Source organism: Konateibacter massiliensis, assembly GCF_900184995.1.
GTDB classification, from domain to species: domain Bacteria; phylum Bacillota; class Clostridia; order Lachnospirales; family Lachnospiraceae; genus Lachnotalea; species Lachnotalea massiliensis.
In genome coordinates, this window is sequence record NZ_LT860097.1 from 25,370 (window position 1) to 51,754 (window position 26,385).

Consider the following 26,385-nt stretch of genomic DNA (forward strand, 5'->3'; position numbering starts at 1 on the left):
ATAGGAGGTAACGATGAGCTATAAAATTGTTGTGGATAGTTGTGGAGAATTTACTGAAAGATTAAAAGGTGATGAGCATTTTGTAAATGTGCCGTTGGAGCTTCAGGTAGACGACCATATTATTGTGGATGATGAGACTTTTAATCAGGCTGAGTTTTTAAAATTGGTTGCGGCGAGCCCGAATTGCCCGAAGTCCTCCTGTCCGTCTCCTGAGAGATACATGAAGGAATATACCTGCGAGGCAGAGGATGTATACGCGGTAACGCTGTCAAGCCAGCTGAGCGGCTCCTATAACAGTGCTGTTTTGGGAAAAAACTTGTATCACGAGGAAAAAGGCGAGAAGAATATTCACGTATTTGACTCCAAATCAGCCTCCATCGGCCAGACGTTGATTGCCCTGAAGGCAGAGGAATGTGAAAAGGCGGGTATGCCTTTTGCCGAGGTCGTGAAGACGGTGGAAGAGTATATTGAAGGAATGAATACTTATTTTGTTTTGGAGACGCTTGAGACGCTTCGTAAAAATGGAAGACTCAGCAACTTAAAAGCATTGGTTGCGGGCGCATTGAATATTAAACCGGTTATGGGTGCCACAAAGGAAGGAACCATATATCAGATTGGGCAGGCGCGCGGTATTAACAAGGCACTTGATAAAATGATTACAGTGATTGTGGAGCAGGCAAAGGATACCGAGAATAAAATTCTTGCCATTTCTCACTGCAATTGTCTGGAAAGAGCGTTAAAAGTGAAGGAAGAGCTGATGAACCGGTGTAAGTTTAGAGATGTTATTGTGTGCGATACAGCAGGTGTCAGCAGCCTCTATGCAAACGACGGCGGCATAATCGTGGTAGTGTAATAAAATAATTTTGAATTGACTACAAATGTTCACAAATATAGTGTATAATATATGACAGAAACAAGCGCGATGCGATGTTTATATAGAATGCTTGTATTTGTGGACATTTTATTTTATAACATAGAAAAATCCTTTGAATTTCCTATGATATAAAAATATTATGCGCACCTTGCTTGGGCGTGAAGTGTGAGCTTTGCTCACACTCTGTTGGGGATAACAGGCGAAATGGAAAAGGAGAATAGAGATGAGTCAGGAAAAAGTAGAACGTTATAAAAAAGAAAAAGCAAACAGAAAAGAGATTATGAAAAAAGAGAAGAGAAAATCTCTTGCAATAAAAGCGGCAGCAGCGGTTGTTGGTTTGGCAATTGTGTGTTGGCTTAGTTATTCTGCTTATGATGTTATTCAGTCTAATCAGGCGGAGAAGGTAGTATCCGTAAATCTTGATTCCGTTACAGGTTACTTAGCCGGTGTGTCAGCGGTTACAGAATAATAAAATGACGAGATTTGAACAATTACTATCTCACATCAGTAAGAACCATGTGTTTATCCAAACACATAATTTCCCGGATCCAGATGCGATTGCAAGTGCATACGGATTGCAGAAGCTTTTGGAGGCGAAGCATATTTCGTCTACTATCTGCTATAATGGGAGAATTGACAGGCTCAGTACGCTGCACATGATTGAAAAGCTTGGTATTACCTTATACCAGATGGAGGAGATTCCTCATATGACGGAGGAGGATGAGATTATTCTCGTGGATTCCCAAAAGGGAAATATTAATGTGGAGGATATGGTGGGAAACATCATTATCTGCATTGACCATCATCCGTCTAATCATGTGAGTGATTATAAATATGCCGATATCAGAAAAGAGATTGGTGCCTGCGCGTCTATCGTAGGAGAATATTTTGTGGAAAATAATATCCCGGTAGATAAGAAAACGGCGACCGCCCTTATTTATGGAATCAAGATTGATACGGCGAATTTAAGCCGGGGCGTTTCACAGGTGGACTTGGATTTATTTTATTATCTGTATACCAAATGTGATATGGATATTGTGCAGGGGTTAGAGCACAGTGTATTGCAGATTGATGATCTGCATGCTTATGCCAATGCAATCAATAATATAGACATTGTGGAGGGAATCAGCTTTGCCGATACCGGCATGGATTGCCCGGAGGCTTTGATTGCAAATATATCGGATTTTATGATGTCAATTGCGAATGTATATTTGTCTGTGGTATATGCAAGAAAAACGGAAGGGCTTAAGTTGTCTGTCCGCAGCAAATACAGTACTTGTGATGCAGGAGAGTTATGTAAACTAGCTTTGGAGGGTTTGGGAAACGGCGGTGGACATGCCCATATGGCGGGAGGCTATGTACCTTTTTCCGGAGATGACGAGGAAGAAAAGAAGCTCACCGATTTGATAAAAGAGAGATTTTTAACTTGTGTGAAGACATGCAAGAAGGAATAAATAATGGCTGTGCACGAATTTGTGTACAGCCATTGCTTGTTTATGATAAGTAAATCTGCTTTTTCTTTTTTTTATTTCTTATCCGCTTCGGCCATCTTCATAGCACGAACCTTCAGGGAAAGTCCGAATAAATTGATAAAGCCTTCTGCGTCGTGATGATCATATAATTCACCGGTTGTAAAGCTTGCCAAAGACTCACTGTACAAGGAATATGGAGAGGTGGTTCCGGCTTTGATGATGTTTCCTTTGTAAAGTTTGAACTTTACTTCGCCGGTCACATACTGCTGTGTGGACTCTACGAAAGCCTGAACAGCTTCACGAAGAGGAGTAAACCATTTTCCTTCATATACGATATCTGCATAACGGTTTGCCATCTCTTTCTTAAGAGAAAGGGTAGCGCGGTCTAAAATCAATTCCTCCAACTGGGTATGTGCTTCCATCAGGATTGTTCCGCCCGGAGTCTCGTAAACACCGCGGGACTTCATTCCTACAACACGGTTTTCCACGATATCGATGATACCGATGCCGTGCTTTCCGCCAAGTGCATTTAATTTTTCAATAATAGCGGAAGCCTTTAATTTCTCGCCGTTTAAGCTCACAGGAATACCTTTTTCAAAGGTCATTGTCACATATTCACCTTCTTCTGGAGCTTTCTCAGGTGTTACGCCAAGAACAAGAAGATGGTCATAATTTGGTTCATTTGCAGGATCTTCAAGCTCCAAGCCTTCATGGCTGATGTGCCAGAGATTTCTGTCACGGCTGTAGCTGGAATCTGCGGAGAATGGAAGGTCAATGCCATGGTCCTTACAATACTGGATTTCATCTTCACGGGACTGCATTTTCCAGGTATCGTTGCATCTCCAAGGAGCGATAATCTTTAAGTCAGGAGCAAGAGCCTTGATTCCTAATTCAAAACGAACCTGATCGTTTCCTTTTCCGGTAGCGCCGTGGCAGATAGCAACAGCGCCCTCAAGTCTTGCGATTTCCACTAATTTTTTTGCAATAACCGGTCTAGCCATGGAAGTGCCTAAGAGATATTTGTTCTCGTAAACGGCATTTGCCTGCACACATGGAATCACATATTCATCTACGAATTCATCTACCACGTTCTCAATGTATAGCTTTGTAGCGCCGGATAATTTGGCTCTCTCTTCCAAACCGTCCAATTCGTTGCCCTGTCCAACATCTATGCATACACAAACTACATCATAGTCATAATTCTCTTTTAACCACGGGATAATGGCGGTTGTATCGAGTCCACCGGAGTAGGCTAAAATAACTTTTTCTTTCATAAAATAATGCCTCCTAAACTTTGTATGAATGATTTATAATAGGAAGGGATATCCACTTCCTCTGCTTCTTTAAATTAATATACAACATTGCAATTATAAATGCAAGTGTAAATTTATACACTGTTATGTAAATATTATGCATTGTTTTGTATAAATTTAAATACATGGCGAGAAAAGAGAAAACTATAACTGAAAAATAAATGTCCAAACCCTTTATGAATAAAAGGATAGACATTGAAAACCAAAATAATTTCATATATAATAAAAGAAGCTTTGCAGAGAATAAAAATAAATCTAAAATGTAGTTGCATATTATACGAAGAGGGTGTATAATTATGCAATAATTAATTCGTGACAAGAGAATCTGTTTGCAGCTTCATCTTGTATGGGCGTCAGAGATAGGAGAGATGATAATGGTAAAAGTAGGAATTATCGGTTCAACAGGATACGCAGGAGGAGAATTGGTTCGAATTCTTGCAGGACATAGAGAAGTAAAAATAGTGTGGTATGGCTCCAGAAGCTATATAGATAAAAAGTATGCAGAAGTTTATCGCAACATGTTTCAAATTGTAGATGACGTGTGCATGGACGATAATATGGAGGAGCTTGCAAAACAGGTGGATGTAATTTTTACGGCTACACCGCAGGGCTTTTGTGCTTCCCTTGTAAATGAAGAAATTTTATCGAACGTAAAGATTATTGACTTAAGTGCGGACTACCGCATTAAGGATGTAAAAACTTATCAGGAATGGTATAAAATAGAGCATAAATCACCGGAATTTATCAAAGAGGCTGTTTATGGTCTGTGTGAAATTAACAGAGAGGCTGTAAAAAAGGCGAGATTGGTTGCGAATCCGGGCTGCTATCCGACCTGTTCCACCCTGTCTATCTATCCTTTGATAAAGGAAGGACTGATTGATACCAATACAATTATTATTGATGCAAAATCAGGAACGTCAGGCGCAGGAAGAGGAGCCAAAGTTGACAATTTGTTCTGCGAAGTAAATGAGAATATAAAAGCTTACGCTGTAACAAACCACAGACATACACCGGAGATTGAGGAACAGCTATCCTATGTAGCGGGCGAGGAAATCATACTGAACTTTACACCGCACCTTGTTCCGATGAACCGAGGGATTTTAGTAACTGCCTATGCTACACTGAAAAAAGAAGTGAGCTATGAAGAGGTAAAGGCGGTCTATGACAAGTATTATGCGAACGAAAAATTCGTGAGAGTACTCGATAAGGACCAGACGCCTGAGACAAAATGGGTGGAAGGCAGTAACTATGTTGATGTGAATTTTAAAATTGACCCGAGAACAAACCGGATTATCATGATGGGCGCTATGGACAATCTGGTAAAAGGTGCCGCAGGGCAGGCAGTCCAGAACATGAATCTGATGTTTGGCTTCGAAGAGAATATGGGACTTGACCTAGTGCCAATGTTTCCGTAAACAGAGGTAGATAGATGATCAGAACAATGAAAATAGAAGATTACGAGAAGGTGCGCGGGCTTTGGGACAGTATCAGAGGCTTTGCAATCCGAAGTATAGACGATTCCCAAGAAGGGATTGAACGGTTTCTAAGGAGAAATCCGACTACGAGCATTGTGGCGGAGGAAAACGGAGAGATTGTAGGCAGTATCCTATGCGGGCATGATGGGAGAAGAGGTTGTTTTTATCACGTGTGTGTCCGGGAGGACAAACGCCAGTCAGGAATCGGAAACGAGATGGCACAGGCTGCATTGCAGGCATTAAAAGTGGAGAAAATAAGCAAGGTTTCCCTGATTGCATTTAAGAGCAATGCGGTCGGAAATAATTTCTGGCAGGGACTTGGCTGGACCATGAGAGAAGATTTAAATTATTATGAATTGACTTTGAATGAAGATAATATAGTAAACATTAATTAGGAAGGAAACAGCAGGATGAAGATAATAGAAGGTGGAGTGACGCAGGCAAAAGGATTTTTCGCTACGTGTACGGCAGCAGGAATTAAATATAAGGACAGACAAGATATGGCTTTGCTTTACAGTGAGGTACCATGTAAGGCAGCGGGAACATACACGACAAATATTGTGAAGGCGGCACCGGTTTTATGGGATAAGGATTTGACGGACCATGCACCGTACACACAGGCAGTTGTAATCAATGCAGGAATCGCAAATGCCTGTACAGGAGAAGAGGGTTATCGTTACTGTAAGGAGACAGCAGAAGTGGCTTCCAAGGCATTGAATATTCCGGAGCACAGCGTTTTGGTGGCATCCACGGGTGTAATCGGAAAACAGCTCCCGATAGATAAAATTACAGCGGGAATTCAGGCGATGGCACCAAGCCTTGGTGCGGCAACAGAGGACGGTCACAAGGCGGCAAGAGCGATTATGACGACGGATACCTGTCCGAAGGAGATTGCGGTTGAGGTTACTCTTGGCGGTAAGCCGGTAGTGATAGGCGGTATGTGTAAGGGCTCCGGCATGATTCATCCGAATATGTGTACGATGCTTTCCTTTATCACGACAGATGCGGCCATCTCAAAGGAGCTTCTGCAGGAGGCACTGAGCGAGGACGTGAAGGATACCTACAACATGATATCCGTGGATGGCGACACCTCAACAAATGATACTGTTTTACTCATGGCAAACGGCATGGCAGGAAACGCAGAAATCACAGAGAAAAATGAAGACTATGCCAAATTTTTGGAGGCATTGAATTATGTAAATACCAGTCTGTCAAAAAAGATTGCAGGCGACGGGGAAGGTGCGACCGCGCTGTTTGAGGTGAAGATAGTAGGTGCCGAGACGAAGGAACAGGCAGTTACACTCAGCAAATCGGTTATCACGTCAAGTCTTACCAAGGCGGCTATTTTTGGGCATGACGCAAACTGGGGACGTATTCTGTGTGCGATGGGGTATTCAGGAGCGCAGTTTGATCCGAACAAAGTAGATTTGTATTTTGAGAGCAAGGCAGGAAAGCTTCAGATTATCGAAAATGGCGTGGCACTTGATTACAGCGAGGAAGAAGCGACCAAGATTTTATCCGAGCCGGAAGTAACGGCAATTGCCGATATCAAAATGGGTGACGCGACAGCCACAGCATGGGGCTGCGATTTGACCTACGATTATGTTAAAATAAATGCGGACTATCGTTCATAAGAGAAAGAGGAAATAAAAGATGGAAATGGAATTATGGCTTCAAAAAGCGCAGGTTTTAATTGAGGCATTGCCTTATATACAGAGATTTAACGGAAAGACAATTGTTGTAAAATATGGCGGTAGTGCCATGGTGGACGATGAGTTAAAGAAAAATGTCATAAAGGATGTGGCACTTCTTAAATTAGTAGGCTTTAAGCCGATTATCGTGCACGGAGGCGGCAAGGAAATCAGCAGATGGATTAAAAAATCAGGTATGGAGCCAAATTTCATCAACGGACTTCGCGTGACGGATGAACCTACGATGGAAATCGCAGAGATGGTATTAAATAAAGTGAATAAGAGCTTAGTCCAGATGATGGAGAGTCTTGGCGTAAAGGCTGTCGGAATAAGCGGTAAAGACGGTTCCACGATACGTGTGGATAAGAAACTTTCCGGTGGCAAGGACATCGGTTTTGTGGGTGAGGTAAAAGAGGTAAAGACCGACTTAATCGACACACTGCTTGCCAATGACTTTATTCCGGTTATTTGCCCGATTGGTATTGATGATGATTATCAGACATATAATATCAACGCAGATGATGCGGCATGTGCTATCGCAAGAAGTGTAAAGGCAGAGAAGCTTGCTTTCCTGACCGATATTGAAGGTGTTTACAGAGATCCGCTTCGCTCCGAGACGCTTATTTCAGAGCTGACTATCCCGGAGGCAAAGGAATTTTTAAAGAGCGGTAATGTAGGCGGAGGAATGCTTCCGAAGCTTCAAAACTGTATTGATGCAATTGAGAGCGGTGTGTCCAGAGTGCATATTTTGGACGGACGAATTGAACATTGCTTGTTGCTTGAATTCTTTACCAATAAGGGTATCGGAACGGCAATTTTAAGCGAATCAGAAAGCAGGTATTATGATGAGCACGAATAATTATATGGAACAGGCAGAGAAAAATCTGCTTCATACTTATAATCGTTATCAGATTGTGTGGGATAAGGGCGAGAGCGTTTATCTTTTTGATACAAATGGAAAAAAATATTTGGATTTTGCTGCGGGAATCGCGGTAAATTCTTTGGGATATAGCAATGAGGAATATAAGACAGCGCTGAAAGAGCAGATTGACAAGCTGATGCATGTCTCAAATCTCTATTACAATGCACCGCTTGCAGAGGCAGGAGAGAAGCTTATCAAAGCTTCTGGGCTTGACAAGGTGTTTTTTACAAACAGCGGTACAGAGGCAATTGAAGGAGCCATTAAGGCAGCGAGGAAATATGCCTATGACAAGGACGGTAAAACCGACCATGAAATCATTGCGATGAATCATTCTTTTCACGGAAGAAGTATGGGAGCCTTGTCTGTGACGGGCAATCCTCATTATCAGGAGGCATTTAAGCCGTTGATTGGCGGAATTAAATTCGCAGATTTTAATGACTTGGAGAGCGTGAAAGCGCTGATAAACGAAAAGACTTGCGCGATTATTTTAGAGCCGATTCAGGGTGAAGGAGGAATTTATCCGGCGGAGCCTGCATTTTTAGAAGGCTTGCGAGCAATCTGTGACGAGAAAGATATTTTGCTTATCTTTGACGAAATCCAGTGCGGCATGGGAAGAACAGGTTCCATGTTTGCGTGGCAGGGATATGGAGTAAAGCCGGACATTATGACGAGTGCGAAGGCACTGGGCTGCGGAGTGCCGGTAGGAGCCTTTGCTATGACAGAAAAGGCAGCTTCCCTTGTACCGGGTGACCACGGAACAACCTACGGCGGAAATCCACTTGTATGTGCGGCTGTGAGCAAGGTGTTTGACATTTTCGAAAAAGAGAACCTTGTGGAGCATGCAAAGGAAATCGGTGGATATCTGACTGAGAAATTGGATACGCTTGTGGATAAATATGACTGTATTGAGACACGTCGAGGAAAAGGCTTGATGCAGGGGCTTGTTTTGAAACAGCCAGCCAATCCGGTTGTATTAAAGGCGTTGGAGCAGGGATTGATTGTGATAACGGCAGGCACGAATGTGCTTCGTATGGTTCCGCCGCTTGTGATTGAAAAAGAACATGTTGATGAAATGATAGAAAAACTGGAAGCTAGTTTGAGTTAAAACTAGCTTTCAGGAGGTTTTGTATGTTTAATAACAGGAAATGTTTGATGATAGTGTGCTTTAGTTTTATGTTGCTGTTGGCAGGCTGCAATCAAAAGAATGAAGTATCAAGAGAGCAGACAATCGTATCGGGTGAAAATCTTGATATTTTTGTGACGACCGACGTTCATTATCTGGCGGAAAGCCTGAATGATAATGGTGCGGCGTTTCAGAAATATATTTCATCGGGAGACGGTCGTCTGCTTCATTACACCGAAGAGATTGTGGATGCTTTTTTAGATGAGACAGAAGAGGAAAACCCGGATATCCTTATTATCAGCGGAGATTTGACAAATAACGGTGAAAAAGACAGTCATCTGGAGCTGGCAGAAAAGCTAAAAAACTTGGAAGAAAATACGGAAACCCGTGTTTATGTTATTCCCGGAAACCATGACATAGAAAATCCATGGGCACGCGGCTTCCAAGGGGAAAAGCAGTATGTGACAGACAGCATTACAGCATCTGATTTTGAAGAAATATATAAGGATTTCGGCTATCAGGAGGCTGTTTCAAGAGATGCGTCAAGCTTGAGCTATCTGGCGGTACCGTCGGACGATGTCTGGCTTCTCATGCTTGATACAAACGTATATCAGAATAATTATAAATACGGTTCACCGGCAACTTACGGTAAGATAAAGCCGGAGACGCTCGAGTGGATATGTGAGTGCAGTAAGCTGGCAGAGGATAACAATGCCCGTATTATCACGGTAATGCACCACAATTTATTCAAACATAGCACCGTCTTAAGTTACGGTTTCACTCTTGACAACAATGATGAAGTGCTTAAATTATTTCAGGAATGTAACCTAAATTTGGTTCTAAGCGGACACATTCATATACAGGATATCAAATCTGATAAAGAGGAGACAAATCCGGTCTATGACATTGTTACAAGCGCACTTGGCGTATATCCGGTGCAGTATGGTACACTCCATTATATACCGAAAACCGGATTCTCTTACAGCACAAGGCAGGTTGATGTGGAAAACTGGGCAAAGAAGAATGGCATAGAAGATGAAAATCTTCTCAACTTCAAGAAGTACGGCAGGGAGTTTTTTGCGGGCAGGTCCTATCAAAGCACATATGAAAAGTTGATGGAAACCAATTTGTATTCAGAGGATGAGATGAAGCTGATGGCAGAGATCATGAGTGTTTTGAATTCGAATTATTTTGCCGGAACGGTCAGTGATGTGCGCGAGGAGATAATGGCTTCTGAGGGGTATAAGCTTTGGAGAAATGCAGAGGTGCCAGAGATGCTTACAAGATATGTGCAGAGCATGCTTTATGACAGCGGGCTCGATAATAATCAGATTAATGTGAAGTAATGGGAAAAATATAGTTGAAAATGGGGAGGACATGAGTGTATACTTAGTGGATGAAGTGGTAACTGTGAAGGAACCAAACAGTTATGATAAGTGCAAATTTACAGGAGACAAAAATGAAGCGGATGATAAAGAGAGTACTAAGTGTGGGGTTATGTTTTGTATTGATTGGCGTAATGGCAGGCTGCAATTTAAAAGTGCAGGAGAAGGAAGAGGTTTCCACAGCAGCGGTGGAAGAAACTACCCAGATTGTATTGTGGTATACGAATGAAGAATTAAGCGAATATATTGATAAGGCAGCAAAAGAGTATGAAGCAGATAATGCTGTCAAGGTTAAGACAAAGCTGGTATCGTCCATTGACTATATTGAAACAATTAACCAGGCAGTCCTAGAGGAGGATAGTGCTCCCGATTTGTTTATCGCGGAGAGCAGCAATTTGGAAAAAATATATCTGGCAGGGCTGGCACTTGAACATACAGAGGAAGTGTCAAAAGAGAATTATTATGAGACAGCGAGAAATGCATTTACTTATAATGACAAGCTTCTTGCCTATCCGCTCTACTTTGAGACAAGTTATCTGCTCTACAACCAGGATTATGTGGAGAATGCCCCGAGCACCATTGATGACATTTTGAGTTTTTCTGAGGAATTTGATGCACCGGAGGGTGTGGAAGCCATATTTAACTGGGATGTAACGGATATTTTATGTAATTATTTTTTTATTGGAAAATATTTGAACAACGATGAGATCGACAACGAAAATTATATTGCGGACAGAGAAAAATTAAGGGAAGCATTCCAATATTATCAAAACTTAAACCAGTATTTTGCCATAGATGCGCAAACGGTGGATTATGAGACTTCATTCCAGAATTTTGTAGACGGAAAAAGCGTATTTACCATTGCAAAAACGGACAAACTACCAGAAATAGAATTGATAGAAGGTGATATAAGTGAGGATGTACAAAATGAGCAAACCGCAGAAGATATGGAAGCTTCTGAAGCAGACGAAGCGGGAGCTGCAGAAGCAGAAGAAAATCAGAATTCGGAAGCAGAAAATGAGAAGAGTGCTGGGCAAAGCGATGAGCAGGCTTCCAAAGACAGCGAAGCAAACGGTGAAGGTATTGAGGAAGAATCAGAACAAAATAAAGAGAACATTGATGGCTTGACGAGCTACGCAGCCGGTGTCGAGCGAATATTTAAGCCCGAGACAACAGAAGTTTTGAAGGAAAATGAAAAAGACAGTACTTCAGAAACAGTGAGCGAAAGTGAAACGACAGAAGCTGCTGAAACACCAGCCCCATCTGAAACAACAGTGTCAACTCCGGCAATCATAGATAAAAACAGCAGCTTTAAAATTGTCCCGCTTCCAAATCTTACAACAGAACTTGCGAGCAGAGGTATTGCAGTAAATTATGGTGTATTTGTAAATGGCTACACAACAAAAGAGGAAGCAGCAAAGGCATTTGCAAAATACCTGACTTATGACAAGGGAAGCTATTTATATCAGGAAGCCGGAAAACTTTCCGCAAGAAGTGATATTGATTATCAAAATGAGAATATTGCCAATATTTTAAAGCAGTATGAGACGGATACCAATGCCCCGAAGATTATGGAGAATGGAGATTTCTGGCTTAAGCTGGAGATATCATTCGCCAACATATGGAAGGGCGAAAGCGTGGAAGAGAGCATTGCTGAGATTGAAAAATAAATATCAAAGAATATAATTCCAATCATAGGGGATAATTTGTATAGTATGATTAGGGTGCTTTTGACATTCTAATCATAGTACAAAATTATGGAGGTTATCAAACTATGATTGGAATTATTCTTGCCTTGATTTCGGGAGCGCTTATGAGTGTTCAGGGAGTATTTAATACTGAGGTTACAAAAAATACAAGCATATGGGTGTCTACGGGATGGGTGCAGCTTAGTGCATTTATTGTCTGTATTTTTGCATGGTTTTTCACCGGTCGGGAGAGCATTACCGGACTTGCACAGACGCAGCCTAGATATATGCTGCTTGGCGGTGTAATCGGAGCCTTCATCACTTACACGGTTATCAAGAGCATGGGAACACTCGGACCAGCCAAGGCAGTTATGATTATTGTAATCTCACAGCTTTTGGTGGCTTATATTATTGAGGTATTTGGAATATTTGGGGTTGATAAGGTGGAATTTGAGTGGAAAAAGCTGCTCGGAATGGCATTGGCAATTGCGGGTGTTGTAATATTTAAGTGGGATTAGAATGAAAAGTTAGGAAAAAAGGACCTTGTAATAATTGCATATTTTAGTTACAATTAAATAGTCTGGTATAGAGGGAAATCCATAATTTTATTATGGAGGAAATATGCGAAAGGACAAAATTTTAAAATTTAGTATTATAGCAGCAATTTTTGTATTGTGCGGCTTTCTGTATAGCTGTAAGGACAACAGTAAGACAGCGGTATCCCTGACAGAGGAAACAGCGGATACAGGCGGGACAGCGGTTGAGACAGCTTCAGAAGAAGAGCAGGACAAAAATGAGAAAACCACAGTAATTTGTGTATATATTTGTGGGGAGGTTCAAAATCCCGGTGTATACGAGGTGGAAGAGGGAGCGAGACTATATCAGGTAGTTGAACTGGCGGGAGGAATTTTAGACACTGCCTCACGAAACTATCTTAATCTTGCAGAGTGTGTGACCGATGGTCAGAAAGTCATGGTTCCCACAGAAGAAGAGGCAGAGCAGTTAGAGACTGCCAAGGAGGAAGCCGCTTCCGGCTTAGTAAACATCAATACGGCAAATGAGGAAGGTCTTACCACATTGCCGGGAATTGGAGCAGCAAAGGCAAAAAGCATTATCGCCTACAGGGAGTCTAAGGGTGGATTTCAATCTATTGAAGAGCTAATGGAGATTGAAGGAATTAAAGAAGGTGTTTTTAACAAGGTTAAGGACTTGATTACAGTAAAATGAGGTGACGATCGTGGGAAAAAAAGTACTTGTTGTAGATGATGAAAAATTGATTGTAAAAGGAATACGTTTCAGCTTAGAACAGGACGGCATGGAGGTTGATTGTGCCTATGACGGTGAGGAGGCTTTGAATCTGGCAAAGGAGAAGGAGTACGATATCGTGCTGCTTGACATTATGCTTCCGAAGCTTAACGGCTTTGAGGTGTGCCAGCAAATCAGAGAGTTTTCCAGTATGCCGATTGTCATGCTGACGGCAAAGGGCGACGATATGGATAAAATATTGGGCTTGGAATATGGCGCAGACGATTACATAACAAAGCCGTTTAACATCTTAGAGGTTAAGGCGAGAATCAAAGCGATTATGCGCCGTACAAGCAAGAAGGCTGAGCAGGCAGAGAATAAGAAAATTGTCCAGGTCGGTGATTTAAAGCTTGATTGTGAAGGAAGAAGAGTATATATTTCCGGCAAGGAAATCAATTTGACGGCAAAGGAATTTGACGTATTGGAGCTTTTGGTATTTAATCCGAACAAGGTTTACAGCAGGGAAAACCTTCTTAACATCGTATGGGGCTATGAATATCCGGGAGATGTGCGTACCGTTGATGTACATATCAGGCGCCTGCGTGAAAAAATTGAAACGAATCCGAGCGAACCAAAGTATGTACATACAAAGTGGGGCGTTGGGTATTATTTTCAAGAGTAGTTTTTGATAGCCCCATATGGGGCTATTATTTACCTGTGATTTTAAATTGCGATAGCGACAAGACGAAAAGTAGGTGTGTGTTATTTTTGTACGACTTAAAAAAAGAGGAAAATTTATTAGAAGCTTAAAATTCAGGCTTATGCTTGTGTTGGCGGTTGTTGGCATTGTTCCGAGCTTTATGCTGAAAAACGGAATTATAGACAGCTATGAGGACAGAGCGGTTTTGCAGAGAAGCATAGATGTATCGAATCAGTGCAAAATGCTGTCAAATCAGATCTATACATATGGCTATTTGATGGACCCTTCTTCAGAGACAATCGGTGCTTCGGTAGAGCAATTGGCAGGAATGCTTGACGGAAGACTGATGGTTATTGATAATACCTTTAAAATTGTAAAGGATACTTATGTGCTGGAGGAAGGGAAAATTATCGTGTCCGAGGAGGTAATCAAATGCTTTAAGGGTACGAATACCTCCAACTATATAAAAAAAGGAAACTATATTCAACTGACGGTTCCGGTTATTGACACAATCACAAAGGAAGCGGTCGGTGTTATTCTTGCGAGCGTTTCTACCGACAGCATAACCGACAGTATTTCTGTTTTAAACCAGAAAGCGACCGTATTACAGCTCGGAATGGGAATGGTTATTTTGATGCTGGCGTTTTACCTTGCAGGAGTCTTGGTAAAGCCCCTTGCAAGTGTCAGCAACTCGATCGAGGCGCTGGATGAAGGTTATGTCGATGAGAAAATATCCGTTTCCGATTATACGGAGACACAGTTGATATCGGAGGCCTTTAATAAAATGATGGTCAGAATGAAAGTGCTTGATGATTCTAGACAGGAGTTTGTTTCAAATGTCTCGCATGAGTTGAAAACACCGCTTACCTCGATGAAGGTTTTGGCAGATTCTCTGATTGCACAGGAGGAAGTTCCGATTGAGCTTTATAAGGAGTTCATGGTCGATATAGCAGAGGAAATTGACAGGGAAAATAAGATTATCAATGATTTGCTGTCTCTCGTTAAATTGGACAAGACATCAGCGGACTTAAATATTACATCGGTTGACGTCAACGGATTGTTAGAGCAAATTTTAAAAAGGCTTAAGCCGATTGCGGCAAAACAAAATATTGAACTGCTTTTCGAGAGCTTCCGGCCGGTTACGGCGGAGGTGGATGAGGTTAAAATTAGTCTTGCGATATCCAATCTGGTTGAGAATGCAATCAAATATAATACAGAAAACGGCTGGGTACATGTCTCTTTGAATGCCGACCACAAATATTTTTATATCAAGGTGGCGGATTCTGGTATCGGAATTCCGGAGGATTCCCTTGAGCATATTTATGAGAGATTTTACAGGGTGGACAAGTCACATTCCAGAGAAATCGGCGGTACAGGTCTGGGGCTATCCATCACAAGGAATGCAATTTTAATGCATCGTGGTGCAATTAAGGTATACAGCAAGGAAGAAGAAGGAACTACCTTTACGGTGAGGGTGCCTCTCAACTATATTTCACAGTAGAAATTCCGTGACGACGCAGGAATGGAGGAGATTATGACAAAACTAAAAATAGGAATTCTTTGTGCTGTTCTCGCTCTGATTATGGTAGGGTGTGAGAAAGAAGAGGTAGAAGAGTCAACATACCATATGTATTATATCAACAAGGAAGAGACAAAGGTTGTATCGGAGGGGTATACTCCAAAAAGCGCCGAAGCAAGTGATTTGGTGGAAGAATTTCTTTCAAAACTTGAGGAAAATCCTGAAAATACAGATTATAAGAAGGCAAAACCAGATGAGGTGAAGCTGCAGGGTTATTCGATAGAGGCAAGTCAGGTATACCTTACTTTTAATGAGGGATATTACAAAATGTCAAGTGTGGCAGAAATATTGTTTCGCACGGCAATGGTCCGTATGCTGACGCAAATACCTGGCATTGAGTTCGTCTCCTTCTACATCAATGATCAGCCTCTCACGGATGCCAACGATAATGTTGTGGGTATTATGACAGCGGCAAATTTTATTGAAAATACAGGAGATGAGATTAACTCGTATGAGAGAACCAATCTCACCTTGTACTATGCAAATGAGGCAGGTAATAAGTTGATTGAGACTTCTGTTGATGTGGTGTACAGTACGAACATTTCAACGGAGAAGCTTGTGATAGAACAGCTTATCCAAGGGCCGACCTCGGATCAGGTATATCCAACCCTTCCGCCGGAGACGAAGCTTTTAAGTGTCTCGACATCGGATGGAGTATGTTATGTGAATTTTGATGAGAGCTTTTTAAATCATAGCTACGAGCTGACAGAGTCGGTGCCGGTTTATTCCGTTGTCAACTCACTGCTGGAGCTTAGCGGCATAACCAGGGTTCAAATACTCATCAATGGCGAAACCGATATCACTTATCGGGAAGCAATCAATTTTAACACTTTATTTGAGCGAAACCTAGATATTATAGAAAACAATTCAATTGTAACAGAAGGAAAGGAAGATATTATCGATGAGTAAACGCCCGCTTTGTGTCGTTGCTCTTGTGTATATTCTCGCCGTCGCACTATTACTTTTGATTGATACGTCGGGACTGGCAAGCATGCCGCTGAATTTTCGAGAATCAGCGGCGGTTCAAGCCATTACGGACAAAAGTCAGGTAGCCGTAAGCGGCAGGGTATATAAGCAGGAACTAAAAAATGAACAATTGGCACTCTATTTAAATCAAACAGTTCTTTATCAAAATTCAGGCTCAGTCCGAGCCAATCAAATTATCGTCTACACCGATATCGACAAACAAATTCCCATTGGATACAAAATTAACGTAACAGGTACGGCAAGGAAGTTTCAGCAGGCAGCAAATCCCGGTCAGTTTAATTCTTATCTGTATTACAAAAGTCTGAACATTGATTTTAGCGTCACGGCAAAAGAAATTATAGTGGAAGAAGAGAAGGAAAACCTTGTCCGAAACACGCTGCAAAAAATCAGAACCCGTTTGAGCGGCAATTTTGACCAAATAACAAAGGGAGATACTGAAAACGGAACCTTTAAAGCGATGGTGCTTGGAGATACCTCAGAATTTACCGGAAGCATTAAGGATTTGTATCAGCGTGGAGGGATTTTGCATATCATATGCATCAGCGGCTCCCATATCGAGATTATCGGAATGTTTCTATTCCATATGCTTAGAAGGTTTGGTCTTAATTACAAAATCTCAGGTGGCATCTGTATCGCTGTTGTCATCTGTTATGGTATTATGACAGGTTTTGGTCTGTCCGCCTACCGGGCAGTCATTATGTTTACGATTGCAATGATTGCAAAAATGCTTGGGCGAACTTACGATATTTTATCCTCTCTTTCTCTTGCATCCATCCTCATTCTGATGGACAATCCCCTCTATATTATCAACATCGGCTTTCTGCTGTCCTTTGGTGCAGTTATCGGCATTGGTGCGGTATCCCCTGTCATTTGTCAAACTTTTTCCATTAAATTCAGATTTGCAAGAGATTTCATTTCAACGCTTGGCGTGTCTATTGTGACATTTCCGATTATCTTATATTCCTATTATGAATTTCCTATCTATTCTATATTTTTAAATATGATTGTCATACCGATTTCAAGTCTTGTTTTGGTGTCGGGAATATTAGGCTGTCTTTGCGTGGAAATCAGTATGCTGCTTGGCGGTTTTATGCTTGGCATGGGGAGCTATATTTTGAAAGTTTATGAGGGGCTTTGTGAATTTTCCTTGCAGCTTCCTTATTCCAGTATGGTTTTTGGAAAGCCGTCACCGTTGCAAATGATAGTTTATTATCTACTTCTTGCCATAATATTGTATGTGATGAGTAACTGGAAAAAGAAAGAAGCTGTTCTTCTTTTTGCTGCAATGCTGCTTGTTATGACAATTAGGCTGCCACAGGGCTTCTGGGTGACCTTCTTGGATGTGGGGCAGGGGGATGGCATTGTCATCCATTCAGAGAAAAATACGACTTTTATGATAGATGGAGGAAGCAGCAGCGTGAAAGAGGTAGGGAAATATAGAATTCTTCCTTTTCTAAAGTCAAAGGGGATACGAAAGCTAAATTATTGTATTGTTACGCACCCAGACAGCGACCATATTTCCGGCTTGATGGAGATTATGCAGTCCGATTACAAAATTGAAAATCTTATTCTGCCGCAAATCGGCGAGAAGGACGAGGCATACCTTGAATTGGAGGAATTGGCAAAACAATCTGGAATTTCTGTATTATATATAAAAAAAGGAGATATTTTACAGGAAGGTAATCTGAAGCTAACCTGCCTTCACCCCTACAAGGAGTATGTTCCTGAGTCGGTAAATGACTATTCAACGGTGTTAAGCCTCAAATGGGAAGAACTTGACATGCTGTTTACGGGAGATTTGGAAGCAAAGGGGGAAGAGGAGGTGACAAAGCTGCTTACAAAAGATTACGATATTCTAAAGGTGGCGCACCACGGCTCTAAAAATTCCACATCGGCACAATTTTTAAGTCGTCTTGGAGCAGAATACGCCGTGATATCCTGCGGAGAAAAAAACAGCTATGGGCATCCGCATAAGGAGCTTTTGGAACGGCTGTCAACCGAAAAAATGAATATTATGACAACAATGGATAAGGGGGCAATTACGATTATGGTTGAAAAAAACTCATTTTTCTACAGCAGTTATCGAAAATAAGTTCATAAGAATATTGCCACCCATTCATCAGAATGGTATACTAGAAATAGTGAAGCAAGATTGGAGGAGTTATTATGCCACAGACAAGACAAATTGAAAATGAAAGACTTCTTTTGAAGGTAAATGATTACGGCGGCGAATTGGCTGGGATTTATGATAAGAAAAACTCCAGAGAATTAATCTGGTGTGGGGACCCGGCGGTTTGGAATAGACACGCACCGATACTGTTTCCATTTGTGGGAGAGCTGTTTAACAAAGAATACCGCTATGAAAATGTAATTTATCCGATGACTGCACATGGTTTTGCCAGGGATACGGAATTTACTTTTGACGGAATAAAAGAAAATAAAATTGTCCACAGTATGAAAAGTAATGCAAAGACAAAAAAGGTATATCCTTTTGATTTTAAATTGGAAGTGAGCCACAGCATTGTGGAAAACGAGGTTTTAGTTGAGTGGAAGCTAGTAAATACAGGAGATAAAGAGATGCTGTTTGGCATTGGCGCGCATCCTGCATTTAATGTGCCGGCAAGGGAAAATGAGGAGCAGAAGGATTATTATCTGAGCTTTGGTGATAAGGAGACACTTGGCTATATTCATATTGATAAGGAGTATCCGACAGCAATGTACGATACCGTACATACGTTAAAACTTACAGATGGTAAATATAAAATCGGAGAGCATATGTTTGATGGCAGTACTTTGATTTTTGAAAACCGCCAATTGTCTGAGGTTGGAATTGCTTTTCCCGATAAAACACCTTATGTGACGGTACAATGTGAAGGTTTTCCGTATGTGGGCGTATGGAAGAAGCCAGGAGCGTCGTTTATCTGTCTGGAGCCTTGGTATGGACGCTGTGATAATTACGGTTTTGCGGGAGAACTGGAAAATAAAATGGGAGTTCAAAAACTAGAGGCAAAAGAGGAGTTTAACGTATCCCATAAAATTGTTATCCACTAAGAGGCGGGAAGAGGTTACTGAATTACCGCTGAGCCTGAAAAGGGAAATAGCCCGTATTTGCATACGGGCTATTACTTATGAGGGGGGAGATAGTTTGTTTGTATTTCAACTATCAAGTTTATTATAAAAATAAAGTATGTCCATTTTGTGTTTATTTTCTTAAAATAGTAAGAACTATTTTGAGAGATTTTATTACATTATGAGAAATTCGGGCACGAAGAATGTGCAAAGCACATTCTTTATTTAAAATAAGATTAAGCAAATAAAGGAATGGTGTTAAAGTTGGAAAAATGGTTTATACAGACGAAAAAAGCAGATTTTGAGCAGATTGGAAAAACCTTTCATATAGATCCTGTCATAGCACGAATTATCCGCAACAGGGAAGTTATCACAGACGAAGAAATCAAAATGTATTTAGAAGGAACGTTAAAGGACCTTCACAGTCCGTGGCTTATGAAGGATATGGACAAGGCGGTTGGCTTGATACAGACAAAAATTTCAGAGCAGAAAAAAATAAGAGTGATAGGCGACTATGATATTGACGGAGTGAATGCCACCTACATTCTGCTAAAGGGCTTAAAGCGGTGCGGTGCTGCCGTTGACACGGATATCCCCGATCGAATGAAGGATGGATACGGAATTAATGAAAATCTGATTGATTCTGCAAAAGAAGCAGAGATTGACACCATTATTACCTGCGACAACGGAATTGCAGCCACAAGCCAGATTGCTTACGCAAAGGAGCTTGGAATGACCGTGATTGTAACGGACCACCATGATATTCCATTTGAGGAGAAGGATGGTGTCAAAACAGAGATTTATCCGCCGGCGGATTCGATTGTCAATCCAAAACAAAGCGAGTGCACCTATCCCTTTGATAAAATATGCGGCGCTGTGGTGGCGTTTAAGCTTGTGCAGGCGTTGTATGAGACATATGGCATAGCTCAGGAGGAATGTGAACCGCTTTTGGAAAATGCGGCACTTGCAACGGTTGGGGATGTGATGGATTTGTCCGATGAAAACAGAATCATAGTAAAAGAGGGCTTAAAACGCATGAATCATACCTCGAGTAAGGGACTTTCCTCTCTGATTTCGTTGAACGGCTTGAAGGAAGGGGCAATCAGCTCCTATCATATCGGTTTTGTGCTTGGACCGTGCATCAACGCAGGCGGAAGATTGGACACCGCAAAGCGTGCCTTGGAGCTTCTAAACAGCGAGACAACAGAAGAGGCAGGAAGGCTTGCGGGAGACTTAAAAAATTTAAATGACAGCAGAAAAGCATTGACCTTAAAAGGTTTAGAGGAAGCCTTACATATCATAGAGACAACAGAACTTAAGAAAGATAAGGTTTTAATCGTCTATCTTGGAGAATGTCATGAAAGTCTTGCGGGGATTATTGCGGGACGTATTCGGGAAAACTATAATAAGCCTGTTATTGTATTCACTGATGCAGAAGGCTGTGCAAAAGGCTCAGGCCGCTCGATTGAGGCTTACAATATGTTTGAGGAGCTATCCAAATTTAAAGAGCTTTATTTAAAGTTTGGAGGACATCCGATGGCAGCCGGACTTTCCCTGCCTACCGAAAACATTGATATATTGAGAAAAAAGCTGAATGAGGAGACCGTTCTCACTGAGGAGGATTTTATCGCAAAGGTCATGATTGATGTTCCGATGCCGCTTCATTATATTACGGAAGAACTGATTGAGCAGTTGGAGCTTTTAGAGCCTTTCGGAAAGGGAAATGAAAAGCCGACCTTTGCCGAGAAGAACATAAAGGTACTAAGTGCCAGAATACTGGGGAAGAACCAAAATGTCTTAAAGCTGTCAGTGCAGAATGAAACGGGAACAAAGCTTGATGCCCTCTATTTTGGCAATATTGATAAGTTTAATGACTTCTTGATTGAAAAATATGGAGAAGAGGAAAAGGATAGACTGTATGCGGGAAGGGCAAGTGAAGTACGTCTCTCACTTACTTATTATCCAAGCATCAATGAGTATAACGGCAATAGGACGATACAGATTGTGATAAAAAACTTTTGTTAGGCAGTAAAATTAAGTATCTTATGGCTACTATTCAGCCATGCCATTCATAATGTGCCAAATATACCGTTATTCCAAGTATTTTATGAGATGATTGGCACATTATTCATGTCGGGCGTCCGCCCTATAGAAATAATTATATAAAATGTCCTTAGCGTGCAAGCACTCACGGTCATTTTATATAATTATTTCTGCATGGCTGAACTGTTTACAAAATAAGGTTGCAATGCCCTGAAAGATGTGATAAGATTTTAGTTAAATATCAAATGCAATGAAAGAGACTCTAATCCGCATCAACATTGGCAGAAGCCGATATTGGAGCAGCCAATTTTAAAATTGGCTTGAGATAACCGACAGGAAGGAAGCGTCACCGACTGAGAACGCCTCTTAGGGGAAACGGATAAAAGGGAACACTCTGGAGCAGACTTGTCGAAACGGTATCTTAGTAGGCTTGTACGTGACATGCGTTAAATGTGTGAGTGGAGAGAGAAGGAAGCTTCTGTCTCAATGCGGGTGGTACCGCGGGAATTATTGTAATCCCGTCCCAGAATACGAAGTATTCTGGGACTTTTTTGTATAAACAGAAAAAATAAACCTCCGGCTATGCCGGTGGTCCCACGGTTTTGCTTTAGATTCAAGCAAAAAACCTCCTATGTTATAATAATTGCGGGTTTAGCCAACCACAAAAAAGACATAGGAGGTATCCAAAATGGATATGAATAGTTTAGCCCATACTAAATGGGAATGCAAGTATCATTTGGTATTTGCACCAAAATACAGAAGACAGATAGTATATGGAAAAATTAAAGCAGATATTGCTCAAATATTAAGTACATTATGTAAGCGTAAAGGAATAGAGATAATGGAAGCAGAATGTTGTGTGGATCATATTCACATGTTAGTTAGAATACCACCCAAATATAGTGTGTCTGAAATAATGGGATATCTAAAAGGAAAAAGTTCACTGATGATATTTGAAAGACATGCTAATCTAAAATATAAGTATGGAAATCGCCATTTTTGGTGTAGAGGATATTATGTAGATACGGTAGGAAAAAATACAAAGAAGATACAAGAATATATTGCAAATCAATTGAAAGAAGATCATGAATCGGATCAAATGACATTGAATGAATATATAGACCCGTTCACGGGTGAGCCAGTACAAAAAAGCAAGAAGTAGTCCCTGAAAGGGAAGCTAGGGAATAAAGCTATAATGAAAGGCTCAAGGAGCTTGCAGGAGTAAGGAGGCAATAAAAAAGGCCCTTTAGGGCTGCCTGAGAAGGAAGTGCGGTTGGCAAAACCATCAGGCGCCTCCGGGCGCAAGCAGGGAATAGACCCTTACAGGGTCAGAGCAAGCCACCGGCTAAGCCGGTGGTCTTGACTTGTATCATAGGAAATTCTTGCAAATTTCCTATGACATTAAAAAATATTATGCGCACCTCGCGGAGGGGAAGTAGTTGCTTCGCAACCCGCTCGGGCGCGAAGCGTGAGCAGAGCTCACACTTTCTTGTATTCTATTAAAAAGATAAAGGAGAATGATTATGGCAAATGTAATTACAGATGAAACAATTGAATATGTAGGTATATTGGCAAAGCTTGAACTTTCTGAAGAGGAAAAGGAGCAGGCAAAAAAAGATATGACGAACATGCTTAATTATATTGATATGTTAAATGAACTGAACACAGAGGGCGTAGAGCCGATGTCACATGTATTTCCGGTACACAACGTGTTCCGCGAGGATGTTATTGTAAACGGCGATGACAGAGAAAAAATACTTGCAAATGCTCCGCAGAAAAAAGACGGAAGCTTCCAAGTACCGAAAACCGTAGAATAGGAGGAATTACGATGAACCTGATGAGTTTAACTGCCGTGGAACTCGGCAAAAAAATAAAAGCAAAAGAAGTGACAGTGGAAGAAGCAGTAAAAGCAGCACTGGCACAGATTAAAGAAGTGGAAGACAGCGTGAACAGCTATGTGACCGTAGATGAAGAAGGCGCGTTAAAAAGAGCAGCAGAGGTGCAAAAGCTGATTGACAGCGGCGAGCTTACCGGACCTTTGGCAGGTGTGCCGGTTGCGATTAAGGATAATATGTGTACCGAGGGGCTTCTCACAACATGCAGCTCCAAGATTTTAGGAAACTTTAAGCCGACCTATACGGCGGAAGCAGTTTTGAACTTGGAAAAGGCGGGAGCTGTTGTAATCGGTAAGACAAATATGGACGAGTTTGCGATGGGAAGTACAACAGAAACATCTGCTTTTGGTGAGACGAAAAATCCTTGGGATTTGTCACATGTGCCGGGCGGCTCCTCAGGCGGCTCCTGTGCTGCGGTTGCGGCAGAGGAATGCTCCTTTGCACTCGGCTCTGATACGGGCGGCTCCATCAGACAGCCTAGCTCTTTCTGCGGTGTGACCGGAATTAAACCAACCTACGGAACAGTATCTCGTTACGGTCTCATTGCCTATGGTTCTTCCTTGGATCAAATCGGACCGGTTGCAAAGGATGTGACAGACTGTGCGACAGTGCTTGAGACAATCGCTTCTCACGATGCTAAGGACAGTACATCCATTGAGAGAGAAGACTATGACTTTACCGCAGCACTTGTGGATAATGTAAAGGGTATGAGAATTGGTATTCCAAGAGATTATTTGGGTGAAGGTCTAGACCCGGAGGTAAAGGCGGCAGTGCTGAAGGCAGCAGAGGAGTTGAAGGCAAAGGGCGCAATTGTGGAAGAGTTTGATTTAAGTCTTGTAGAATATGCAATCCCTGCTTACTATATTATCGCTTCCGCAGAGGCAAGTTCGAATCTGGCACGTTTTGACGGAGTAAAATATGGCTACCGCACAGAGAATTTTGACGGACTTCACAATATGTACAAAAAGACGAGAAGTGAGGGCTTCGGAGCAGAGGTAAAACGAAGAATTATGCTTGGCTCCTTCGTTCTTAGCAGCGGCTATTATGACGCTTATTATATTAAGGCACTGAGAACAAAAGCGCTGATTAAAAAAGCATTTGATAAGGCGTTTGAAAAATATGATGTAATTTTAGGACCTGCGGCGCCGACTACGGCACCAAAGCTTGGAGACAGTTTGAGTGACCCGATTAAGATGTATTTGGGTGATATCTATACGATTTCCGTGAATTTAGCAGGACTTCCGGGCATCAGCCTTCCATGCGGTGTTGATTCTAAGGGACTTCCAATCGGCTTGCAATTGATTGGCGATTGCTTTATGGAAAAGAAAATTATTCAGGCGGCATATGCTTACGAGTGTACACGTGCCTATGAGCGTTGTGAGATTGCAAAGAAAGGGGACAAATAAGATGAGCAAACAATATGAAACAGTCATTGGACTTGAAGTGCATGTTGAATTGGCAACAAAGACAAAAATATTTTGTTCCTGCAGCACCCAGTTTGGCGGGGCGCCGAATACACATACCTGCCCGGTATGTACAGGTATGCCGGGTTCCCTTCCGGTGTTGAATAAGCAGGTGGTAGAATATGCGGCAGCGGTTGGACTTGCAACCGGCTGTACCATTACACAAAACTGTAAATTTGACAGAAAGAATTATTTTTATCCGGACAATCCGCAGAACTATCAGATTTCCCAGCTCTATTATCCGATTTGCCGGGACGGCGGAATTGAGATTGAGACAGAGAACGGAAAAAAGACAATTCGTCTTCATGAGATTCATATGGAGGAGGATGCAGGAAAGCTGATTCACGATGAGTGGGACGACTGCTCCTTAGTAGATTTTAACCGAAGCGGCGTACCTTTGATTGAAATTGTATCAGAGCCGGATATGCGAAGTGCAGAAGAGGTAATCGCTTATTTGGATAAGCTGAGACTTATTATCCAGTATTTGGGTGCTTCTGATTGTAAGCTTCAGGAGGGCTCCATGAGAGCTGATGTAAACCTTTCTCTTCGCGAGGTAGGAGCGAAGGAATTTGGAACGAGAACGGAAATGAAAAACTTAAACTCCTTCAAGGCAATTGCAAGAGCAATCGAGGGAGAGCGGGAACGTCAGATAGAATTGCTCGAAGAGGGCAAGGAAGTTGTTCAGGAGACAAGACGCTGGGACGATACGAAGGAATGCTCCTATGCAATGCGTTCCAAAGAAGATGCACAGGATTACCGCTATTTCCCGGAGCCGGATTTGGTTCCGATTATCATCAGCGACGAGTGGCTGAGAGAAATCAGAGACAAGCAGCCGGAGCTTCGCGATGAGAAGAAAGCGAGATACAAAAAGGAATTTGATATTCCGGAATATGACATTGATATCATAACAGCTTCCAAGAGAATGGCAGATATTTTCGAGGAGACGATAGCAATCTGTAACAAGCCGAAGAAGGTATCCAACTGGCTGATGGTTGAGACCATGAGATTGTTAAAAGAGCATGACATGGAACCGCAGGACATTACATTTTCTCCGAAAAATCTGGCAAAGCTAATTGATTTAGCGGATGACGGAACGATTAACAGCAGCGTTGCCAAGGAAGTATTTGAAGTGATGTTCAAGGAGGATATCAATCCTGAGCAGTATGTGGAAGAAAAGGGCTTGAAATCCGTCAATGACGAAGGTGCTCTTCGCAGCACAATCGAGGGTGTTATCGCAGCAAATCCGCAGTCCGTTGAGGATTACAGAAGCGGTAAGGAAAAAGCAATTGGCTTCTTGGTTGGACAGACGATGAAGGCAATGCAGGGAAAAGCAGATCCGGGCATGATTAATAAAATATTGAAGGAATTGTTGTAACAATCGAGTTTGTTTGAATAAGTATAAAAATTATATAAGCGCACGAATGCAAGTGGAAGATGTTACTACGTGACTGCATTCGGCGC

The 26,385-nt window shown here is 41.8% G+C and carries 23 protein-coding genes; 22 read left to right on the plus strand and 1 reads right to left on the minus strand.

Going from position 1 to position 26,385, the window contains the following annotated elements:
- The first annotated feature begins 13 nt into the window (after positions 1-13).
- From CTY48_RS00155 to CTY48_RS00165, 3 genes are all read left to right on the plus strand, one after another.
- The gene (locus tag CTY48_RS00155) at positions 14-853 is read left to right on the plus strand and encodes a DegV family protein (protein WP_099466498.1); all 840 of its coding nucleotides are present in this window, start codon (positions 14-16) and stop codon (positions 851-853) included.
- Between the two features lie 244 nt (positions 854-1,097).
- A complete protein-coding gene (locus CTY48_RS00160; protein ID WP_099466499.1) occupies positions 1,098-1,343 on the plus strand; it encodes a hypothetical protein in 246 nt (81 codons plus the stop codon).
- A 4-nt stretch (positions 1,344-1,347) separates the two neighbouring features.
- Positions 1,348-2,328, plus strand: coding sequence for a DHH family phosphoesterase (locus CTY48_RS00165; protein ID WP_099466500.1), 981 nt, complete (start codon positions 1,348-1,350; stop codon positions 2,326-2,328).
- A gap of 71 nt (positions 2,329-2,399) precedes the next feature.
- Here CTY48_RS00165 and CTY48_RS00170 read toward each other — a convergent pair whose 3' ends face one another.
- A complete protein-coding gene (locus CTY48_RS00170; RefSeq protein ID WP_099466501.1) occupies positions 2,400-3,620 on the minus strand; it encodes an argininosuccinate synthase in 1,221 nt (406 codons plus the stop codon).
- Between the two features lie 413 nt (positions 3,621-4,033).
- On the opposite strand from CTY48_RS00170, the gene argC reads away from it, so the two are divergent.
- From argC to gatB, 19 genes are all read left to right on the plus strand, one after another.
- Positions 4,034-5,074, plus strand: coding sequence for an N-acetyl-gamma-glutamyl-phosphate reductase (gene argC, locus CTY48_RS00175; protein ID WP_099466502.1), 1,041 nt, complete (start codon positions 4,034-4,036; stop codon positions 5,072-5,074).
- Between the two features lie 14 nt (positions 5,075-5,088).
- Entirely contained in the window at positions 5,089-5,529 is a 441-nt protein-coding gene (locus CTY48_RS00180; RefSeq protein WP_099466503.1) for a GNAT family N-acetyltransferase, read from the plus strand.
- A 15-nt stretch (positions 5,530-5,544) separates the two neighbouring features.
- On the plus strand, positions 5,545-6,768 hold the full coding sequence (gene argJ, locus CTY48_RS00185; RefSeq protein ID WP_099466504.1) for a bifunctional glutamate N-acetyltransferase/amino-acid acetyltransferase ArgJ: 1,224 nt from the start codon (positions 5,545-5,547) through the stop codon (positions 6,766-6,768).
- A 19-nt stretch (positions 6,769-6,787) separates the two neighbouring features.
- Positions 6,788-7,684 (plus strand): acetylglutamate kinase, encoded by an 897-nt coding sequence (gene argB, locus CTY48_RS00190; RefSeq protein ID WP_099466505.1) that lies wholly within the window; start codon positions 6,788-6,790, stop codon positions 7,682-7,684.
- Positions 7,671-8,852, plus strand: a complete 1,182-nt coding sequence (locus CTY48_RS00195) for an aspartate aminotransferase family protein (RefSeq protein ID WP_099466506.1) — start codon at positions 7,671-7,673, stop codon at positions 8,850-8,852. Before argB ends, CTY48_RS00195 begins: the two co-directional genes overlap by 14 nt.
- Positions 8,853-8,875: 23 nt before the next feature.
- Complete coding sequence (locus CTY48_RS00200) at positions 8,876-10,216, plus strand: metallophosphoesterase (RefSeq protein WP_099466507.1); 1,341 nt, start codon at positions 8,876-8,878, stop codon at positions 10,214-10,216.
- Between the two features lie 113 nt (positions 10,217-10,329).
- Positions 10,330-11,925 (plus strand): extracellular solute-binding protein, encoded by a 1,596-nt coding sequence (locus tag CTY48_RS00205; RefSeq protein ID WP_180272596.1) that lies wholly within the window; start codon positions 10,330-10,332, stop codon positions 11,923-11,925.
- 104 nt (positions 11,926-12,029) lie between these two features.
- The gene (locus tag CTY48_RS00210) at positions 12,030-12,461 is read left to right on the plus strand and encodes a DMT family transporter (RefSeq protein ID WP_099466509.1); all 432 of its coding nucleotides are present in this window, start codon (positions 12,030-12,032) and stop codon (positions 12,459-12,461) included.
- Between the two features lie 103 nt (positions 12,462-12,564).
- Positions 12,565-13,170: a helix-hairpin-helix domain-containing protein gene (locus CTY48_RS00215; RefSeq protein WP_099466510.1), complete on the plus strand. Its 606-nt coding sequence runs from the start codon at positions 12,565-12,567 to the stop codon at positions 13,168-13,170.
- 10 nt (positions 13,171-13,180) lie between these two features.
- Positions 13,181-13,870, plus strand: coding sequence for a response regulator transcription factor (locus CTY48_RS00220; protein WP_099466511.1), 690 nt, complete (start codon positions 13,181-13,183; stop codon positions 13,868-13,870).
- A 139-nt stretch (positions 13,871-14,009) separates the two neighbouring features.
- Complete coding sequence (locus CTY48_RS00225) at positions 14,010-15,389, plus strand: sensor histidine kinase (RefSeq protein ID WP_099466512.1); 1,380 nt, start codon at positions 14,010-14,012, stop codon at positions 15,387-15,389.
- 33 nt (positions 15,390-15,422) lie between these two features.
- Complete coding sequence (locus tag CTY48_RS00230; RefSeq protein WP_180272597.1) at positions 15,423-16,376, plus strand: GerMN domain-containing protein; 954 nt, start codon at positions 15,423-15,425, stop codon at positions 16,374-16,376.
- Entirely contained in the window at positions 16,369-18,546 is a 2,178-nt protein-coding gene (locus CTY48_RS00235; protein ID WP_099466514.1) for a DNA internalization-related competence protein ComEC/Rec2, read from the plus strand. The genes CTY48_RS00230 and CTY48_RS00235 overlap by 8 nt, the downstream gene beginning before the upstream one ends.
- 74 nt (positions 18,547-18,620) lie before the next feature.
- Complete coding sequence (locus tag CTY48_RS00240; RefSeq protein WP_099466515.1) at positions 18,621-19,505, plus strand: aldose 1-epimerase family protein; 885 nt, start codon at positions 18,621-18,623, stop codon at positions 19,503-19,505.
- Positions 19,506-19,787: 282 nt separating this feature from the next.
- Complete coding sequence (gene recJ / locus CTY48_RS00245) at positions 19,788-21,548, plus strand: single-stranded-DNA-specific exonuclease RecJ (protein ID WP_099466727.1); 1,761 nt, start codon at positions 19,788-19,790, stop codon at positions 21,546-21,548.
- Positions 21,549-22,254: 706 nt separating this feature from the next.
- Positions 22,255-22,728, plus strand: coding sequence for an IS200/IS605 family transposase (tnpA, locus tag CTY48_RS00250; RefSeq protein WP_099466475.1), 474 nt, complete (start codon positions 22,255-22,257; stop codon positions 22,726-22,728).
- A 361-nt stretch (positions 22,729-23,089) separates the two neighbouring features.
- Positions 23,090-23,383 (plus strand): Asp-tRNA(Asn)/Glu-tRNA(Gln) amidotransferase subunit GatC, encoded by a 294-nt coding sequence (gene gatC, locus CTY48_RS00255; protein ID WP_099466516.1) that lies wholly within the window; start codon positions 23,090-23,092, stop codon positions 23,381-23,383.
- A gap of 11 nt (positions 23,384-23,394) precedes the next feature.
- Entirely contained in the window at positions 23,395-24,867 is a 1,473-nt protein-coding gene (gene gatA / locus CTY48_RS00260) for an Asp-tRNA(Asn)/Glu-tRNA(Gln) amidotransferase subunit GatA (RefSeq protein WP_099466517.1), read from the plus strand.
- Between the two features lies 1 nt (position 24,868).
- Positions 24,869-26,299, plus strand: coding sequence for an Asp-tRNA(Asn)/Glu-tRNA(Gln) amidotransferase subunit GatB (gene gatB, locus CTY48_RS00265; protein ID WP_099466518.1), 1,431 nt, complete (start codon positions 24,869-24,871; stop codon positions 26,297-26,299).
- The last annotated feature ends 86 nt before the right edge of the window (positions 26,300-26,385 follow it).

Bases quoted from the DNA above. Each gene is read 5' to 3' on its own strand.
- gatA (WP_099466517.1), top strand. From the start codon at position 23,395: ATGAACCTGATGAGTTTAACTGCCGTGGAACTCGGCAAAAAAATAAAA.
- CTY48_RS00165 (WP_099466500.1), top strand. From the start codon at position 1,348: ATGACGAGATTTGAACAATTACTATCTCACATCAGTAAGAACCATGTG.
- CTY48_RS00200 (WP_099466507.1), top strand. From the start codon at position 8,876: ATGTTTAATAACAGGAAATGTTTGATGATAGTGTGCTTTAGTTTTATG.
- argC (WP_099466502.1), top strand. From the start codon at position 4,034: ATGGTAAAAGTAGGAATTATCGGTTCAACAGGATACGCAGGAGGAGAA.
- CTY48_RS00180 (WP_099466503.1), top strand. From the start codon at position 5,089: ATGATCAGAACAATGAAAATAGAAGATTACGAGAAGGTGCGCGGGCTT.
- tnpA (WP_099466475.1), top strand. From the start codon at position 22,255: ATGGATATGAATAGTTTAGCCCATACTAAATGGGAATGCAAGTATCAT.
- CTY48_RS00225 (WP_099466512.1), top strand. From the start codon at position 14,010: ATGCTTGTGTTGGCGGTTGTTGGCATTGTTCCGAGCTTTATGCTGAAA.
- CTY48_RS00235 (WP_099466514.1), top strand. From the start codon at position 16,369: ATGAGTAAACGCCCGCTTTGTGTCGTTGCTCTTGTGTATATTCTCGCC.
- gatB (WP_099466518.1), top strand. From the start codon at position 24,869: ATGAGCAAACAATATGAAACAGTCATTGGACTTGAAGTGCATGTTGAA.
- CTY48_RS00170 (WP_099466501.1), bottom strand. From the start codon at position 3,620: ATGAAAGAAAAAGTTATTTTAGCCTACTCCGGTGGACTCGATACAACC.
- CTY48_RS00195 (WP_099466506.1), top strand. From the start codon at position 7,671: ATGAGCACGAATAATTATATGGAACAGGCAGAGAAAAATCTGCTTCAT.
- CTY48_RS00160 (WP_099466499.1), top strand. From the start codon at position 1,098: ATGAGTCAGGAAAAAGTAGAACGTTATAAAAAAGAAAAAGCAAACAGA.
- CTY48_RS00155 (WP_099466498.1), top strand. From the start codon at position 14: ATGAGCTATAAAATTGTTGTGGATAGTTGTGGAGAATTTACTGAAAGA.
- argJ (WP_099466504.1), top strand. From the start codon at position 5,545: ATGAAGATAATAGAAGGTGGAGTGACGCAGGCAAAAGGATTTTTCGCT.
- CTY48_RS00240 (WP_099466515.1), top strand. From the start codon at position 18,621: ATGCCACAGACAAGACAAATTGAAAATGAAAGACTTCTTTTGAAGGTA.
- CTY48_RS00210 (WP_099466509.1), top strand. From the start codon at position 12,030: ATGATTGGAATTATTCTTGCCTTGATTTCGGGAGCGCTTATGAGTGTT.
- CTY48_RS00205 (WP_180272596.1), top strand. From the start codon at position 10,330: ATGAAGCGGATGATAAAGAGAGTACTAAGTGTGGGGTTATGTTTTGTA.
- gatC (WP_099466516.1), top strand. From the start codon at position 23,090: ATGGCAAATGTAATTACAGATGAAACAATTGAATATGTAGGTATATTG.
- argB (WP_099466505.1), top strand. From the start codon at position 6,788: ATGGAAATGGAATTATGGCTTCAAAAAGCGCAGGTTTTAATTGAGGCA.
- CTY48_RS00230 (WP_180272597.1), top strand. From the start codon at position 15,423: ATGACAAAACTAAAAATAGGAATTCTTTGTGCTGTTCTCGCTCTGATT.
- CTY48_RS00215 (WP_099466510.1), top strand. From the start codon at position 12,565: ATGCGAAAGGACAAAATTTTAAAATTTAGTATTATAGCAGCAATTTTT.